The 17235-nt window shown below is 40.8% G+C and carries 20 protein-coding genes; 3 read left to right on the top strand and 17 right to left on the bottom strand.

What is annotated here, in order from left to right; translation table 11 throughout:
- Positions 1-43 precede the first annotated feature (43 nt).
- From MKX49_RS08565 to MKX49_RS08520, 10 genes are all read right to left on the bottom strand, one after another.
- On the bottom strand, positions 44-823 hold the full coding sequence (locus MKX49_RS08565) for a sulfite exporter TauE/SafE family protein (RefSeq protein WP_323598104.1): 780 nt from the start codon (positions 821-823) through the stop codon (positions 44-46).
- A gap of 51 nt (positions 824-874) precedes the next feature.
- Positions 875-1102 carry a sulfurtransferase TusA family protein gene (locus MKX49_RS08560; RefSeq protein WP_034312794.1) on the bottom strand — a complete coding sequence of 76 codons (228 nt, stop codon included), beginning with the start codon at positions 1100-1102 and terminating at the stop codon, positions 875-877.
- A 42-nt stretch (positions 1103-1144) separates the two neighbouring features.
- On the bottom strand, positions 1145-2272 hold the full coding sequence (locus MKX49_RS08555; RefSeq protein ID WP_323598106.1) for an MBL fold metallo-hydrolase: 1128 nt from the start codon (positions 2270-2272) through the stop codon (positions 1145-1147).
- A gap of 48 nt (positions 2273-2320) precedes the next feature.
- On the bottom strand, positions 2321-2716 hold the full coding sequence (locus tag MKX49_RS08550) for a DsrE/DsrF/DrsH-like family protein (protein WP_340876062.1): 396 nt from the start codon (positions 2714-2716) through the stop codon (positions 2321-2323).
- A gap of 25 nt (positions 2717-2741) precedes the next feature.
- Positions 2742-3314, bottom strand: coding sequence for a sulfurtransferase TusA family protein (locus MKX49_RS08545; RefSeq protein WP_340876060.1), 573 nt, complete (start codon positions 3312-3314; stop codon positions 2742-2744).
- 47 nt (positions 3315-3361) lie between these two features.
- Positions 3362-3664: a rhodanese-like domain-containing protein gene (locus MKX49_RS08540; RefSeq protein WP_048687706.1), complete on the bottom strand. Its 303-nt coding sequence runs from the start codon at positions 3662-3664 to the stop codon at positions 3362-3364.
- Between the two features lie 18 nt (positions 3665-3682).
- Entirely contained in the window at positions 3683-4051 is a 369-nt protein-coding gene (locus MKX49_RS08535; RefSeq protein WP_340876058.1) for a rhodanese-like domain-containing protein, read from the bottom strand.
- 26 nt (positions 4052-4077) lie between these two features.
- Positions 4078-4557 carry a DsrE/DsrF/DrsH-like family protein gene (locus tag MKX49_RS08530; protein ID WP_048687705.1) on the bottom strand — a complete coding sequence of 160 codons (480 nt, stop codon included), beginning with the start codon at positions 4555-4557 and terminating at the stop codon, positions 4078-4080.
- A gap of 111 nt (positions 4558-4668) precedes the next feature.
- Positions 4669-4974 carry a monooxygenase gene (locus MKX49_RS08525; RefSeq protein ID WP_340876055.1) on the bottom strand — a complete coding sequence of 102 codons (306 nt, stop codon included), beginning with the start codon at positions 4972-4974 and terminating at the stop codon, positions 4669-4671.
- 38 nt (positions 4975-5012) lie between these two features.
- Positions 5013-5273: a metal-sensitive transcriptional regulator gene (locus MKX49_RS08520; RefSeq protein ID WP_034312817.1), complete on the bottom strand. Its 261-nt coding sequence runs from the start codon at positions 5271-5273 to the stop codon at positions 5013-5015.
- 581 nt (positions 5274-5854) lie between these two features.
- Between MKX49_RS08520 and MKX49_RS28395 the strand changes: the two genes are divergently transcribed.
- Positions 5855-5992, top strand: coding sequence for an IS3 family transposase (locus MKX49_RS28395; protein WP_375541196.1), 138 nt, complete (start codon positions 5855-5857; stop codon positions 5990-5992).
- Positions 5993-6058: 66 nt separating this feature from the next.
- Here the strand turns inward: MKX49_RS28395 and MKX49_RS08515 are convergent, their stop codons facing one another.
- Positions 6059-7042: a tRNA dihydrouridine synthase gene (locus MKX49_RS08515; RefSeq protein WP_340878502.1), complete on the bottom strand. Its 984-nt coding sequence runs from the start codon at positions 7040-7042 to the stop codon at positions 6059-6061.
- A gap of 284 nt (positions 7043-7326) precedes the next feature.
- On the opposite strand from MKX49_RS08515, the gene MKX49_RS08510 reads away from it, so the two are divergent.
- Together MKX49_RS08510 and MKX49_RS08505 are read left to right on the top strand one after the other, a co-directional pair.
- Entirely contained in the window at positions 7327-8961 is a 1635-nt protein-coding gene (locus MKX49_RS08510; protein WP_318290883.1) for an acetolactate synthase large subunit, read from the top strand.
- A gap of 27 nt (positions 8962-8988) precedes the next feature.
- Positions 8989-10422 carry an aldehyde dehydrogenase family protein gene (locus MKX49_RS08505; protein WP_048687700.1) on the top strand — a complete coding sequence of 478 codons (1434 nt, stop codon included), beginning with the start codon at positions 8989-8991 and terminating at the stop codon, positions 10420-10422.
- A gap of 241 nt (positions 10423-10663) precedes the next feature.
- Here MKX49_RS08505 and MKX49_RS08500 read toward each other — a convergent pair whose 3' ends face one another.
- The 6 genes from MKX49_RS08500 to MKX49_RS08475 form a co-directional block, all read right to left on the bottom strand.
- Positions 10664-11059: a YybH family protein gene (locus tag MKX49_RS08500; protein WP_340876054.1), complete on the bottom strand. Its 396-nt coding sequence runs from the start codon at positions 11057-11059 to the stop codon at positions 10664-10666.
- A gap of 155 nt (positions 11060-11214) precedes the next feature.
- Positions 11215-12021, bottom strand: coding sequence for a sugar phosphate isomerase/epimerase family protein (locus MKX49_RS08495; protein ID WP_065421209.1), 807 nt, complete (start codon positions 12019-12021; stop codon positions 11215-11217).
- Positions 12022-12042: 21 nt separating this feature from the next.
- Positions 12043-13389 carry an MFS transporter gene (locus MKX49_RS08490; RefSeq protein ID WP_340876052.1) on the bottom strand — a complete coding sequence of 449 codons (1347 nt, stop codon included), beginning with the start codon at positions 13387-13389 and terminating at the stop codon, positions 12043-12045.
- 192 nt (positions 13390-13581) lie between these two features.
- Positions 13582-14949, bottom strand: coding sequence for an MFS transporter (locus MKX49_RS08485; RefSeq protein ID WP_340876050.1), 1368 nt, complete (start codon positions 14947-14949; stop codon positions 13582-13584).
- Between the two features lie 248 nt (positions 14950-15197).
- The gene (locus MKX49_RS08480; protein WP_340876049.1) at positions 15198-16010 is read right to left on the bottom strand and encodes a dioxygenase family protein; all 813 of its coding nucleotides are present in this window, start codon (positions 16008-16010) and stop codon (positions 15198-15200) included.
- Positions 16011-16038: 28 nt separating this feature from the next.
- On the bottom strand, positions 16039-17232 hold the full coding sequence (locus MKX49_RS08475) for a thiolase family protein (protein ID WP_340876047.1): 1194 nt from the start codon (positions 17230-17232) through the stop codon (positions 16039-16041).
- Positions 17233-17235 lie beyond the last annotated feature (3 nt).

Here is a 17235-nt window from a genome sequence, read left to right as displayed (position 1 = left end):
TAACGATAGAACTTCTCACAACTGCTCCCTTCTGTGTCAAAACTCAAGACATGATCCCCGCCCAAGTTTTTACAGCCGTGGCTAAAATCAATAGAGCCAGTATGACTTGCAGTACTTTTACATTCATTTTTTTACCGGCCATTGCCCCAAGCGGAGATGCTATTAAGCTAGCTACAACCATGATCAACGCCGGATAGAAGTCAACTTGACCGGTTGAGATTTTCCCTGCTGTTGCACCAACGGATGAAATGAAAGTAATGGCCAATGAAGAAGCAATCGTGACCCTTGTTGGAATTCTTAAAACGATAAGCATGATGGGAACTAATAGAAAGCCCCCTCCGGCACCGACTATCCCGGCGCCTAAACCAACGATTAATGCCAGGATGGCCGCAAGCCATTTGTTAAAGGTAACTTGCTCTACAGGAATGTCATCTATCCCTTTCTTCGGAATGAACATCATGACAGCCGCTATCAACGCCAAAATGCCATAGACGATATTCACTCCGTTTTCCGACATCGATTGTGATCCAAAACTTCCAACCACGCTTCCGATCAACACACTGATCCCCATGTAGAGAATTAGCGTTTTATTTAAATGTCCGCTCTTACGATAGCTCCATATACCTCCGATGGAAGCGAATAAGACTTGTACAGCGCTAATGCCTGTCACATCATGGGCACTAAATGCCGCTAAACCGAAGATTGGGGGAATAAACAGCAGCATTGGATAATTTATTATCGAACCGCCGATGCCGAGCATCCCTGAAACGTATGAACCTATAAAACCAATCAAAAAGATGGTAATGATAAAGGTTATATCCATTTTAAGTGCCTCCCTTAAAAGAAGGGAAACCAAATGGTTCCCCTCTCTTTATCAACCTTTTCTGATCCAAAATTTCAGTATATCATTTTCTTCTGCTGTTTCCATCAGTTCATGTCCACCGGATTTTGACCACGCGGCTAAGTCTGCTTTAGCTCCTTTATCGGTTACATGTATTTCCAGCACTTGCCCGGTTTGCAAATCATTCATCGCTTTTCTCGTTTTGACGATCGGCATTGGACATGCAAGTCCCTTAGCATCTAGCACTTTATCTGCATTCATATTTCATCTCTCCTATTTTCTTGGTTTCTATTTTTATCGATATTAGCGAACCGCACAGCGATTTGGTCCAATTTCCATTTCGCGCTGTTTTTCATTATCGGGTTCGATTTTCCCCATATTGGTTTCGCGAATTTCTTGATAGGCGTTTGGCTGAGGCGGTAAATTACCTGTTACCAGCTCTCTGAATTCCGTTTCATCTGCTATATTCAATCCGTGATTTTCAGCAAATAGCGAACCCAACTTTTTAGCGACGCTTCCATCTTCATTCAATTCATCAATGATCATGAAATGTGATGGCAATACAATTAACTCTTCTGATAATTCTTTATAACGTGTATACAGTGTTTCTCTCAAGTCCCCTACCCAATCCTCAGCCAAACCAGCTAGGTCCGGTCTGCCAATGGAATCGATGAATAGTATATCCCCGCTTAGCAAGTATTTTTGATCCACCACAAATGAAGTCGACCCAATGGTATGTCCCGGGGAGTATAATGCTTGGATATCAATCGCTGTATGACCGATCGTTATCACTTTCCCGCTTTCTAACGGCTGATATTCAAAAGTTACCTCAGCCGCATCCTTTGGGGGCAGCCAGTAAGCTGCATTTGTTACTTCCGCGATTCTTCTTCCACCTGAAATATGATCGGCATGTAAGTGCGTATCCAGAACATGTGTAATCTTCACCCCGATATCATCTGCGAAATCAAGATAGGCATCTATCATTCTTGTGGAATCAATAACGGCTGCTTCCCCATTGGAAACGACCATGTAAGATAAACAGCCTTTACCAAGTCGAACAAATTGATAAATTTCGGCGCCATTTGTCAATTCGCCTATCCTCACTGGTTCCAAGTGTTCACTCCATGCTTTCATGCCGCCCTTTAAATAAAAAACATCCAATCCAGCTTCAGATAACATTTCAGCAACCATGACGGATGAGCCTTCCTTTGCACATACTACCAGGATTTCTTTATTGGCCGGGATTTGATCGAGAATTTCTTCCACGCCATCCAGTAGATCAAAGTAAGGGATATTAAGGAATTCGAAATTCCGCCCTTCAATTTTCCAATCATTAAAGTCACTTTCATTTCGAACATCAAAAATAAATAAGTCGGTTTTATTGATTACTTTCTTTGAAACTTCAGCGGCTGTCATTTGCTTAAACGCCATATCGGATACCCCCTATAGTATTAATGTTTTCAAAAAATTTTTCCTTCATTAAAAGGTTAATGTAACATCAGCATCTTTCGCGAACTCCAAAAATGTGACTGCTCCACCTACTTCGATACCACCAACGAAAGCTTCTTTTTCCATGCCCAATACGTCCATGGTCATTTGACACCCAATAAACTTGACGTCCATTTCCTGTGCCATAGTAACTAACTCAGGAATGGAAGGAACATTGGCCTTTTTAAACCCTTCGGCAAAATGCTCCTTACCCTCAGGCAGAGGAAGTTTTCCATTCGCGTCTTTATGAATTAAGTTCAAACCTTCGAAAGTAAAGAAAATGGCCACTTCTTGATCTGTTGCTGCCGCTGCCGTTGCGATGTTAAACACTTTATATGCATCAAATAAGCCACCATTACTTGCGATTATGGCTACTTTTTTAGTCATGATCTATTCCTCCATTTTATAGTTTTCATTCATTCACAGATTTTTGGGAAGGACCGTTCCATTGGCTCATGCCGGGTACAACATTGAATACCTGTTCAAATCCAGCACTGGTCAGTTTTTGTGCAGCAAGATCACTCCGGCTGCCTGTACGGCAAATCACGAAAATCTCTGACTCTATATCCAGTTCACCCATACGTTGTTCCAATTCCCCCATTGGAAGGGATCTTGCTCCTGGAATGTGATTAAAAGCATATTCTGCGGATTCTCGTACGTCCAGAATGACCATATTTCTATTTTCTTCCATTACTTGTAGAAGTTCTTCATTGAAAATGGTTTTTTCATGCTTCTTCACTTCTGTTTCTTCTCCGCTTGCTTTCCGAAGATAATGTTTTAGTGTCGTTCCTTCTTCAACCGTACCCAAGTATTGGTGACCTGAACTTTCCGCCCAGGCTTTCATATCGGCGGTTGACCCTTTATCAGTTGCTTGAACTTCGAGTACTTCCCCCGCTTCCAGGCCATTCATGGCTTTTTTCGTTTTTACGATTGGCATTGGACAAGCTAAACCTTTAGCATCCAAAACAGAATTTGTTTTAATCATTTTTAGTTCCTCCTGTGTCTTTTATAGGGATGGGGGTATATTCAAATTTAAAATTTTTCTGTGGGACCTTCCCATTCATTCATACCACCTATCATGTTCAACACTGTATATCCATGATCCTCAAGTAACTGTGCTGCCCTTGAACTTCTGCCCCCTGACCGGCAAACCATGATATACTCTTTTGATTTATCCAAGTCCTGCATTCTAAATTCCACCAGACCCAACGGGATGTTCACAGCATTTGGTATTTTCCCTGTTTTTACTTCATCCGCTTCCCGTACATCAATGATGTGGACTGGGGAGTTCCCCTTCAATAATGCGTTCACTTCATTCGGTAAAATTTTTTTCATCTTTATAAGAACCTCCTTTTATTCGCGCCAAGAACTCATGCCGCCTTTTACGTTGGTGACTTCTTTAAATCCAAGTTTTTTCAATGCTTTACACGCATTACTGCTCCTCATCCCGCTTTGGCAGATTACAATCACTTCTTTGTCTTTTGACAGTTCCTGTGCCCTTTTGCCAAGTTCGTTTAAAGGAATGTTTTTAAAGTCCTTTATGTGATTGCTCCGATATTCATTAGGAGTACGGACATCAATCAATTGCTTATTTCCTCTATTTTTCAACACAGCTTTTAGCTCTGCCGCATTTATATTTTTTATCCCCTTTACAGGGACAAAGCGCTGATATAAAAACCAAACAATGAAACCTAATATGATGAGATTAAATATAGTTCCCAATGGACCCATCCCTCCGGTACCCAAATTTATATAAATAAGTTTACATTTCCATCCTCTGCTTCAGCTAAATAAGCAGCAACACCTGCATACTCAATTCCATCCAATAATTCCTCTTGCTGTAAACCCAATAAATCCATTGTCATCGTACAGGCTATAAGTTTGATTTCCTGTTCCTGAGCCAACTCAATTAAATTTGGGAGTGACATGGCGTTATGCTTTTTCATCACATGTTTGATCATTTTAGGTCCCATCCCAGCAAAGTTCATGTTTGATAGACCCATTTTATCAGAACCACGCGGCATCATTTTCGCAAACATTTTTTCAAGAAATCCTTTTTTTAATGAAATCGGCTCATCCTTCCTTAAAGCATTCAATCCCCAGAATGTATGGAAGATGGTCACTTCATGATCGTAAGCCGCCGCCCCATTTGCAATGATATAAGCAGCCATTGCCTTATCATAATCACCACTAAATAAAATGATCGTCGTTTTTTTCTTTTCAGTCATTATGCTTCCCCCTGATAGAAATTTCATTTTTACACCTTTATACCCAGTGGGGTATATATTATGCTAAAAATATAGTGCGTCAACCCACTTCACTAAAATAAATGGTTATCTTTATTTGCTTGGTCCATGATTGATTGAAGTCAAACCTTCATTCACTTCGAAAATTTTTCCATTAACCTTCTCTATACCAAACCCATTTAACCGAGCTGTATGCATCGTCAAGTACTTACATGCGCATTCCTTCGTTTCAAACAGATAAATGCCGCCTGCTTTCTTTGCCTCACTGTCTTCGGTCCAAATCTTCCAGATCAAGCCTTCTTCATCATTAATGCTTTTTGCTAAATCTGTAAATTCTTTTACCATTTTGTTGCCGAAAGGTCCCTCCATTTTAAAATCCACTTGTAAAATATAAGACATGAATAACACTCCTTTTTCTACAGTTCAGGTCAATTCTTTTACCTGCTTTTTATCAGTAAATTAACCGCTTCCTTGACTAGATGATCAGTCCCCTCTCCATTCTCGACGTTTTCCCGAACGCATTGCTCAAGATTGGCACTTACGATAACACCCATGGTCCTATCGATGGCACTTCGCGCAGCCGACAACTGAGTGACGATTTCCCTGCAATCTTTTCCCTGCTCCATCATTCCAAGAACACCCTTGATTTGTCCTTCAATCCGCTTCAAGCGATTAATGACACTTTTATCATACTCCATACTCCGCCCCCCATCTATTTACAATCGTTAATATCATAACTGATTACATTAATTCCATTTCCGATTAAGAAGCTCAGACCCAAGGTCACTTCTCCAAGCAATTATTGTGAATTTGTTCATTTTCTCTTGAATTTGCGTGCTTTACTCGTGAGTTTGAGCGTTTTACTCATGAATTTGCACGTTTTACTCGTGAGTCTGGGCATTTTACTCGTGAATTTATTCATTGATAACTCGTGAGTTCATATTATACCTATAGGGGTATATTGTCAAGCCGTTTAATTCACACTTTAATAAAAAAATAAGCGCCACTTAGTACTAAAACACAAAATGATATTTTTAGATTAAACTGATTACTTGGAGGGAGAGCATTACGCCCATATGAAGCCAAACCAAGATGATGAAGTGGCTGATATTTTCTACAACGGCCCTAAGAAGTCCCCTTTAGCAAAAAATGTGAGCAAATCACTATTATTTCAAAACGCATCCAGTAAGCCAAAATAAAAAGACCCAAACCCCTTTAATTTAAAGGATTTGAGCCTTGGGTCCCGTTTATCTTTGTTTTTAACTTGTATATCTAAAATATTGAAGAGTTTACATGCTTTTTATTTGCCAATTTAAAACCCAATATAGATTACTATAATAACAAACATAGAAAGCAAAAATTGGTGGGAATGAGTGCGGTTCAATACCGCCTTCACATAATTCAATTAACAGCTTAGTAAAAAATCTTTTGGGGTACAGTTGTTTAACGTCCTACTACGCTTTTACCTTGAATGGGGACAATTCTACTGTTCCCCCATCCCATCAAGATTGTTTGACCCAAAGTTTTCGAGCAATGCACGCGCTTCATCTGTTGACTCTGTGTTCATTAATTGAACTCTTAATTCACTTGCCCCTCGAAACCCACGAACATATATCTTAAAAAAGCGATGAAGAGCCTTGAATGAACGTAGCTCTAATTTTGAATATTTATCATGGAGATCCAGATGCAACCTTAAGAGATCAAGCAATTCCTTACTACTATGATCCTTCGGTTCTTTTTCAAAGGCAAATGGATTATTGAATATACCACGCCCAATCATAACCCCATCAATACCGTATTGATGAGCGAGCTTTAAGCCAGTTTGACGGTCAGGGATATCCCCATTGATCGTTAAGAGCGTATCTGGTGCCACCTGGTCACGAAGTTTCTTAATCTCCGGGATTAGTTCCCAATGAGCATCCACTTTACTCATTTCCTTTCTTGTACGCAGATGAATGGAGAGATTAACAATGTCTTGTTTCAATATGTGTGTTAGCCAGTCGTGCCATTCGTCCACATCCGTGAAACCAAGCCTTGTCTTTACACTTACGGGCAATCCTCCTGCTTTTGCTGCTTGTATTAATTCTGCTGCAACTTCTGGACGACGGATAAGGCCACTTCCCTTCCCATTCTGTGTCACATTAGGTACAGGACAGCCCATATTGATATCAATACCCCGAAAGCCTAGTTTCGACATACCTATGCTCATTTGCCGAAAGTATTCAGGCTTATCCCCCCATATATGGGCTACAATTGGTTGTTCATCCTCTGTAAAAGTCAAACGCCCACGTACACTGCGGATGCCCTCTGGGTGACAATAACTCTCCGTGTTTGTAAACTCTGTAAAAAACACATCAGGTCTGGCTGCCTCACTCACTACATGGCGAAAAACTACATCGGTCACATCTTCCATTGGTGCCAGTATAAAAAAAGGTCGTGGTAGATCACGCCAAAAATTATCTATCATATTCAAATTCCAATCCTTTCATTATGGGTTACCAGGCTAACCCCTTATCCCAAAATTAAAAAGCAGAATGTCCCTGCTTCCTTTACACTTATACCATGCTTAAGCACTTTTTATCAAACTGCAGAAATTTTTTTTTCACGAAACCCATCCGACTTCCATATTCCCCCTCCTAGTTTAGAGCCGCAAATGCTCGAAATAGTTTTTCATACACCCAAGTACATAATTTCTAGGGGGCAAAGCCAACATATAAGGAAAGAAATTGAAATGGTCGAGGAGGAAATAATTTGAAGGCATCTGATTTGTTTGTAAGATGTTTAGAGAATGAAGGGGTTCAGTTTATTTTTGGGATACCTGGTGAGGAAAATACGGATCTTATTGATTCTCTAATAAGCTCTGATATTGAATTTATCTTGGTTCATCATGAACAAGCTGCAGCTTTTATGGCAGACATCTATGGCCGGCTAACTGGAAAGCCAGGCGTCTGCTTGGGCACATTGGGACCGGGTGCAACCAATTTATTGACAGGGATAGGAAGTGCTTATCTGGATTATTCCCCTGTTGTCGCGATTACAGGTCAGGCGGGCCTTGATCGCATTCATAAAGAGTCGCATCAATATGTGGACATTATTGGCGTTTTCGAGGAAGTTACGAAATGGAATCAACAAATTAAGGTGCCTCATACGATTCCGGAAATTATCCGTAAAGCATTTAAAACGGCTGTCATTGAAAAGCCGGGAGCTGTTCATATAGAACTTCCGGAAGATGTGGCGATGATGGATACAGAAGGGGAACCTCTTCCGGTTACACCAATGCCTAGATCCCGCCCAGCCGAGGAAGAAATCAAAAAAGCCGTCGAATTAATAAATCGCGCTAAAAAGCCTATTATTTTAGCTGGTAATGGCGTGATCCGCGATGGAGCTTCTGAGGTTTTGCGGAAATTTGCAGAAGAGAAGCAAATTCCCGTTGTGAATTCGTTCATGGCCAAAGGAGTTTTACCTTCTGACCATCCATTGTCCCTTTTTACAGTAGGGATGCAAGCAAGGGATTATGTTCTATGCGGATTTGATTTGGCCGATCTTATTATCACCGTCGGCTATGATTTCGTCGAGTATTTGCCAAAGTATTGGAACGATGAGGCAATGAACCCGATTGTTCATATTGATGCTCGACCCGCCGAGATTGATGCCTATTACCCCGTTCAAGCAGAATTGGTCGGGAACGTTAGCGAGGCACTTGAAGCCTTGACGACTGGTGTAGCAAAAAAAGAACTTTGGCCAGAAGTGAAAAGGTTAAGGTCCCAAATCATTGAAAAATTTCATTCTTCGGATGATGTATCAGGAAGCCCAATTATCCCTCAGCGAATCATTGCCGATTTGAAAAGGGCGGAAAAGGGTAATGCCATTGTCATTTCGGATGTGGGTGCCCATAAATTATGGATTGCCCGGATGTATCAGCCGGAAATCCCTAATCATACGATCATTTCTAATGGCTTTGCATCGATGGGAATTGCCATTCCTGGCGCAATTGCAGCCAAATTGGCAAAGCCTGATAAACCTGTCATTGCGGTTACAGGGGATGGTGGATTCCTGATGAATGGAGTTGAATTGGCAACGGCAAAACGTCTAGGTCTTGCCTTCGTGATAGTCATTTTCCATGATTCAAAATACGGCCTAATTGAATGGAAGCAATTGAATAAATTTGATCGTACGAATGCCATTGAATTTACAGATCCAGACTTTTTAGGGTTCGCAAAAAGTTTTGGGGTTAAAGGAGTGAAAGTAACCCACTCCGATGAATTGCTACCTGCATTGGAAGAAGCGCTTTCGAGTCAGGAAATTGTCTTGATTGATGTGGATGTCGATTATTCGGAAAATGTAAAGCTCTCGAAAACATTAGGTGATTATATTTGTAAATTATAGAAGCGGATATTATTGGAGGGATTTCAGATGAAGAAAAAGTGGCAATTGTGGATCGGTGGTAAATGGCGGGAGGCTAAATCATATGAGCCATTATATAACCCCCATTCAAACGAAGAAATTGCACAAATCGGACAGGCTGAACCAGCGGATGCCATTGAGGCGATTGTGGAGGCAAATGCTGCTTTTCAGAAATACCGATCCTACCCGGCTCATGCACGAGCAGAAATTTTATTTAAAGCTGCAGCAATCATGGAAGAACGCAGTGAAGAACTTGCAAGAATCATTTCTCTGGAGGCGGCGAAAACGATTCGAAATGCTCGTGAAGAAATGAATCGTACGGTTCAGACCTATCGCTTTGCTGCAGAAGCGTCCAAGAACAATTATGGAGAACAGATCCCGATGGATGCGGCAGTCGGTGGGGTAAACCGTTTTGGCTTCACGGTTCGCACCCCGATTGGCGTCGTTACCGCGATTACCCCATTTAACTTTCCCTTTAATCTGGTTGCCCATAAAGTGGGTCCAGCTATTGCCGCTGGAAATTCGATTGTGTTAAAACCTGCCGAACAAACCCCATTGAGCGCACTGGTTCTTGCCGATATTTTTAAAGAAGCCGGGTTGCCAGATGGAGTATTGAACATCATACCTGGCAAAGGCGATGTTTTAAGTGAAGCCTTGACGACCCATCCACATGTAAAAAAAGTGACTTTCACAGGCAGTGTAGAGGTCGGACACCTTATCCAGCAGCAGGCAGGCTTCCGTAAGCTTACACTTGAACTCGGGTCCAATTCCCCTTTCATCATTGATGAAGGAGTCGACATCGATCAAATTATTCAAAGAAGTGTAATGGGTTCATTTACGAATAATGGGCAGGTGTGTATCTCGATTCAACGGATTTATGTCCACAAATCACTATACCAACAATTTTTAGATCGTTTCGTCAGTACCACAAAACAGCTTGTCATCGGTTCACCTCTCGAGGAAAATACAAATATTACAGCGGTGATTTCAAAAAAATCATTGGAGCGTTTACAAAGTTGGATTGATGAGGCAGTACAGGAAGGAGCAAAAATTGAGTGCGGCGGTACAGTGGAAGGCAATGTACTATTGCCTACCGTTTTAACCAATGTAAATCGTGACTCAAAAGTATTTCGTTTCGAAGTATTTGGTCCGATTGTCTGCATTTTCCCTTTCGATACGCTGGATGATGCCATCAATGATGCAAATGATTCGCGTTACGGCTTGAACTCAGGAGTGATGACTCCGAGTATAGAACGAGCTTTTTATGCGGCGGAACGCTTGGAAACAGGTGGAGTCGTAATCAATGATATCCCAACTTATCGAATTGATAATATGCCTTATGGCGGCTGGAAAGACAGCGGTGTTGGCCGGGAAGGCGTCAAATATGCGATGCAGGAAATGATGGAGCAGAAGTTTATCAGCTTTAAAATAAGCGACCATTGAGGAATATTAACCCGTGGTAAATGAGACGGCGATATCTTAAGGATCTCGTCTTCTTGTTTTGTCGTACATTATTTTTTTATTGTAGTCTTTGTTATTAATGGGCACAATCGGAAATTATTATTCTGCCACTTGCCGCATCGAACTTCAAGTCTTAAAGGGGTGAGTCGTCAATTGTTTCCAGAATGAGGAAGAAGATTATTCTTAAAAAATAAAAAGCCACCATTTACGGCAGCTAATTACTTCAATTCTTAATTATTTCAGCACCATAAGAGTTGTCGATTATACAGCGCCATGTACCCGTGGAATCCTTTTTAAAAACATATGTCGCTGTTCTTTCCATCGAGAATTCGGAATCGTCCTTTTGATTGGCACTTAGATTGGCTTGTGCCACAACCAATGCCGTATCACCCGTTTCGATTATTGCCATCTTTTCTTGATTGACGATTAAACTATGATTAAAGTATTCAGCGATAGCTATGAATGCCCGGCGAATTTCATCTTTCCCTTTTGCGACCGTTCCAGGTTTGACAACTAAAGTCGCATCCTCTGAATAGAACTCCATTAAATGATCGAAATCCTCATTATTTATGGCCCTGTCCGCATTTTTTATGACTTGTTCCAGCTCATGATTCTGCATATTCACCCTCCTATTCAGCTTCTCTTAATCAGTCCTCTCTTTAACTATTTGATGTTCGACTGCGATGATGGGATATCCTGCTCATTAAGAGAATAGAGTCATTTAAATAAAAGTTGAAATCCCACATATATCTTCATGTAAAATACGCGAAGCAATCAATATGTCAGTTGTTGTTTCCATTGTTCTAATGAGGCAAGCAAGTTAGGCATTCCTTCCTGACCGAAATACTCGAGAGAAACAAAGCCAGTATAATTTCGCTTTCTCAATTCTTCTAGTAAGCGAAGATTGTCAACGTCTCCACTAAAAATGGGTGCTGGTTTGTTTTTATAACGCTCTTTATGATCGAAGTGATAATTTTTTAAATGTACATGGCTGACATGGGGGAAGATGGATTCCAATACCTCTTTCGGATTCAATTGATCAACGTATAAGTTAGCACCATCGAAAATCAGTTTTATCCGTGGATGGTCGATATCTTCTAGAAGCTTTTGAATGGCTTCGAGGTTATCCGCAAAGGAGTCATAGTGAATTTCTATTGCTACATCCACTCCATAGAGATCTGCCATTTGCCCTAATTTATTTAATTCGGTAGCCGTTTCCGACCATTGCTCTGGTGAGGCATTCCTTGAAGCTATATGGCCTGCGAACGTCCGTATTAATGGGCAGTTTAATTGATGAGCCATATCTAACAATTTTCTTGCTTGATTGATTTCATTTTGATGTTCTTTTTGGTTCCAGAGTTTCGAAAAAGTCGTATATCCACTAATGGAAGGTATTTGTAGATCATTGGTTTCAAGTAATTTGGCCAATTTGTCCAGTGGTCCGTGCTTCTCCTGAAATCGTTCTATATGTTTATTCCATAATTCAAGTCCTTTAACATCCGCTTGCAAAGGAAGCAGCCAATTTATTATTTCCTCTATGTCCCATTCTTTAAATCCTGTCGTGCATAAACTCAGTTTCAATGTAATTCCGCCTTTCTCCATTTAGTTTTTCATCGTGATTTCTATACGCTGGACTTTTCCGATAAGAAAGATATAAGCAAAAGCGCCAATTAGGGCCACTACGGATATGAAGGTTAGCGCTGCTGCATAAGAATGTGTCGCACTAATGATTAAACCGACGATTAAGGGAGATAATGCCCCGCCAATGTTAGCTACGAAATATAGTGAGGAGCCCGTTAGGCCTACCATTCCTTTCGGTGCAATATCAGCTAAAAGGGCACCGGTAACTGTTGATGCCATCCCCTGTCCAAAGAATGCTATCGCCATAAAGGTGATGACTATGTTTGGTGAATCCGTATAATTCCCCCCCAGAATCAAACAAGACAATAACAATCCGACAATAATGGGCAGTTTACGGGCCAATCCTGTTGATACACCGCGAGTCAGCATCCAATCGGAACATCGGCCGCCAATCAGAGTTCCTAATATGGCAACAATGTAAGGGATACTCGCATAAATTCCGGTTTTTAACATCGTCATTCCCTTTTCATCGATCAAATAGGATGGAAACCAAGTCATGAAGAAAAACAAAGTAGTTTGAATCGAAAATTGCCCGATGAACATTCCCCAAATTTGACGGTGTTTAAGCAGTTGGCCTATTCGTTTCCAGGAGAAAGGATGCTTCTCTTCAGTTCCGATCATTCCCCCGCCTTCTTTGATATAATTTAGCTCTTCCTGAGAAATCCGCTTATGTTCCCTAGGGTTCCGATAGAATCCATACCAAACAAATCCAATAAGAATCCCAATAATTCCGGCGATATAAAACAGGTAATTCCAGCCAAAGGTTATGATGATCCAAGTAAAAACTGGAGTCAGGAAGGCTAGCCCAATATATTGGGTACCCGTATAAATCCCTACAGCAGTTGCACGTTCTTTTTTAGGAAACCACTCAGATACACACCAGGCATTAGTAGGTATGGAAGGAGATTCAAAGGCACCAAGCCCTATGCGATATGTAATAAGTGACGATATATTTTTCGCGCTTCCTACCATGAATGTAAATACAGACCATAAAATGAGGGAAACCGTGTATACCTTTCTAGGACCGAATCTATCAAGAAAGTAGCCGCTGAATAGCATGGAGAAGGTATAGCTCCAGCCAAATACGGAAAATATGATTCCCATCAAAGCCGGATCTATTTGTAAATCGGCTTGAATATTCGGAGCAGCAAGCGAAATGATGGCACGGTCGATGTAATTAATACAAGTGACTAAAGCAATTAGAAATAAGATGAACCATCGAACAGTTTTCTGTTTTCCTTTTTTTGATCCGTCCGTTACCAGTTCCGATGTGCGATCGTCTATTATTTCTTTTAATTCTGAGCTCAATATTTTTCCCCCTAACCTAATGCCCAACATTAGTACATCGTTCTACTAAATTTTATTGAAATTTCATAAATGCTATATGTTTCCTGCAATCACTTATCAATCTGAGTTTCCCTATAAACATTGAATTGCAGATCCCCTTGTTGCAAAGTTAAACAACCAAGGGGGTTTTATTCCGAATTGTGAATCATTTCTTTAAATAGTTACAGTCTTCTCTGATTCTACCTCTTCAGTGTCCTCCTTGACTACCCTGTCAAAAGATCCATGTTTTTCTTGGACCAGAATATAACCGACCGCTGCGATGATACTTGGCAGGGCAAATGTAGCAAAAGCCACCTTCGGATCCATGCCTGTTGATAGAAGAAAGGCTATTAAAGTAGGAGCGAGAATGGAGCCGATCCTGCCTATAGCTTGCGAATAGCCCATTCCCGTCGTACGGATTTCACGGGGGTAATATTCTGTGATATAGGGATTGGCTAAGTTCATGGCACCAACAGTACATGCCCCCCCCATAAAAATAAGTAAATATACTCCGATGGTATTAGTCGTAGCGCTCAATGCGACAAAGGTAACGGCCCCTAAAAAGAATAGTGTAACAAGTATTTTGCGATGCCCAATTTTCCCCGCATAATAACCGCCGATTAATGAGCCTCCTATTTGACCAAGGCATAAAACCAGGTTAAATGAAAGGCTTGAGGTGATACTGAATCCTGAATCCTGCATCATTTTTGGAAGCCATGTATTTAATCCGTAAGCCATCATCAATGTACAGAACACAGCCATCCATATGGAAATCGTGCTGAATGCCCGTTTATTCGTGAATAGTTTTTTTACTGGAGATCCTTTCCCCCTCTGTTCAGCTTCACTAAGCCTGAAATCGTCAGTTTCTTTAAAATCCCCTTCTGGTTTGACCTTATTAAGGATTTCAACAACCTTACCAAATTCCTTTTTTGCTAGATAGTAGGAAAGGGATTCAGGAAACTGCTTCATGAATATTGGAAGTGTAAGTAATGGCAAAATCCCAATAAAGTATAATACACGCCAATCCGTATAAGGAATGATATACATTCCCACTAACGATGCCAGGATTCCGCCGATTGAATAGCCACAATACATCGCAGCTACAATGATGGCCCGATTTTGTTTTGGGGAATATTCAGTCATTAGCGATATAACATTCGGCATCAAAGCTCCCATGCCTATTGCCGCTATGAAACGCATGACGGTAAACCATGTGAGGTTGGGTGCAATCCCTGCCCCCAAGGTAAATACGCTGAACAAAATCATGCAAATGACGAGAACATTCTTCCGGCCATGTTTATCTGCGATCGGTGCTAAAATCAATGCGCCCATCATCATGCCGAATAAGGAATAACTGCCGACTGCCCCAGCCTGAATCGAAGTTAAATCCCACTCTTCCATCATCCAAGGCAAACCCACACCGTACATCGCTATTTCATACCCGTCGAAAGCGATGGCATAAAAACACCAAAGAAAAACAAGTGAATGAAAGCGGTTAAATTTACTGACAGCAATGATATCCGAAGCAATTACACTACGCATTTTCCGCCTCCCATCATTTTAAAAAATTTCCGTAACGAATTTATTTTCCGAGTTCCATAATAGGAACTCGGAAAAATTCGGAAAAATCAGATAATCCAGATTGAAATTGTTCAACAAACTATCTTTTTTATTTTCATTACATACTAGACACCATTTATTAGGGTCTCCCAGTCTAAAATAATTTTGAAAAGATCAGATGTAACTACCCTTTTTTTCGAGATTCTTTGCCTTCATATTCTTAGCGATGATTAGTTTTTCACGACAGGTTTATTGAAAACAGGTTTATCTTGTAATCTTAATTCAAAATCTAAATGAGCCGTATAATAATCATTTTTCAATCCTTTTTCTGCACCTGAATGTTTATCTAACTTCGTAATTAAGCTTCCGCGAACACCTTGTGCAACATCGTTTTCTAAATATTCATCGCCTTCAAAATATATTTGCGTTACTAATCTATCGCCATTTTCCGGTTGGAACAAGAGATGTAAATGTGCTGGACGAAATGCATGATGATCAATCCACTTTAAGAATTGTCCGGAAGGTCCATCTGTTGGAATTGAATAATTACCCGGTACAACTGTTTTTATTTCAAAATTACCATTCGCATCTGTATAAAAAACACCACGCAAATTATCATTTGGAATACCTTCAGCGAAATAGGAGTATTCACCATTTGCATCAGCCTGCCACATATCGATTTTGGTATTTGCCAACGGATTTCCATTAACATCTTTAACAGATCCTGAGAAGTAAAGGGCGTCACCTGGTTCATTTTCTCGTTGTGGCAGCATTCCGGGATTTTGAACGACTGGCGTATTTTCAATGTAATATGGTCCTAGAATAGTAGGTTCCGTTCCTTTTACGCTTTTATACATTTCCTGAAGTGCATGCGTTTCAAAGAATACATCCATAAATAACGGAATTTCCCCTGCCCTGCCTAATTGATCCATCCAATCAACAAGAGCTTGATAGTCATTATGATCTATTTCATATTCACTAACTAATTCCTTGAATTTAACTACCAATCCATTATAAACGTCGATTACTTTTTGATTCTTCATAATACTTCCTCCAATTTTTTTAAAGTTTTTATATTTGTTGATTTTCAATGATGGTACTGATTCCTAATCCACCTGCTATACATAGTGTGACTAGCCCATATCTTTTTCCCGTTCTTTCTAACTCATGTATCAATTTGGTTGCTAAAATTGCACCAGTGGCACCAATTGGATGTCCCATGGCAATGGCACCGCCGTTAGGATTCACTTTATTCATATCAAGTTTCAATTCTTTGATTACTGCCAAAGCTTGCGCAGAAAAGGCTTCGTTCAGTTCTATTAAATCAATATCATTCAGTTTCAACCCTGACATTTGAAGCGCTTTCAAGGTGGAGTTGACAGGCCCCAGCCCCATGTAATTCGGTGATACGCCTGCTGCCGCTTGAGCAATCACTCTTGCTTTCGGCTTTTTACCATGCCTTTTTGCTGCTTCTTCCGACATAAGTATCAGAGCGGATGCACCATCATTTCTTCCACTACTATTTCCAGCGGTCACCGTTCCATTTGTCTTGAAAACCGGTTTTAAACTTGCCAACTTTTCCAGACTGGTTTCTCTTGGGTGCTCATCCACATTAAATTCCAATAACCCTTTTTTCGTTTTAATTTGATAGGGGACGATTTCTTTCGTGAATATTTCAGTAGAAATTGCCCGTCTTGCATTTTCTTGGCTCCTTAAAGCAAATTCATCTTGTTCAGTCCTTGAAATGGAGTATTTTTCAGCGAGATTTTCTGCTGTCATTCCCATCGTTAACATTCCGTAATCTTCAACGGGCTGTGAACCTGGCTGGCTTTCCGTATTCGGGTCCAATAACTGTCCATTCCCTGATTTCAATCCAAAACGGATATTTCTCATATAGTATGGGGCCGTGCTCATTGATTCCGCTCCGCCCGCAATGATTACATCTCCTAATCCGCTTTGTATTTGTTGACTAGCAGAATTGATTGCCTGGATGCCGGATCCGCATTGTCTGTGTACGGTATAACCTGGTACTTCCACAGGAAATCCTGCCCGGAGTGATGCAACTCTTGCCAAATTTGAAGCGTCTGAACTTTGTTTGGCTTGTCCCATAATCACTTCATCAATACTCTCTTTAGGAATATCCGCTCTCTTGATCACTTCATCAAGGACAGCAGCTGCCAGGAAATCGGCAGGAACATTTTCCAATGCTCCCCCTAATTTCCCTATAGCGGTGCGAACCGAGTCTATAATAACTACATTGCTCAATTT

It is taken from the genome of Peribacillus sp. FSL M8-0224 (genome assembly GCF_038003055.1).
Lineage (GTDB): Bacteria > Bacillota > Bacilli > Bacillales > DSM-1321 > Peribacillus > Peribacillus frigoritolerans.
Note: the sequence above shows the minus strand (reverse complement) of the source record. Positions and strands in the feature narration are given on the sequence as shown.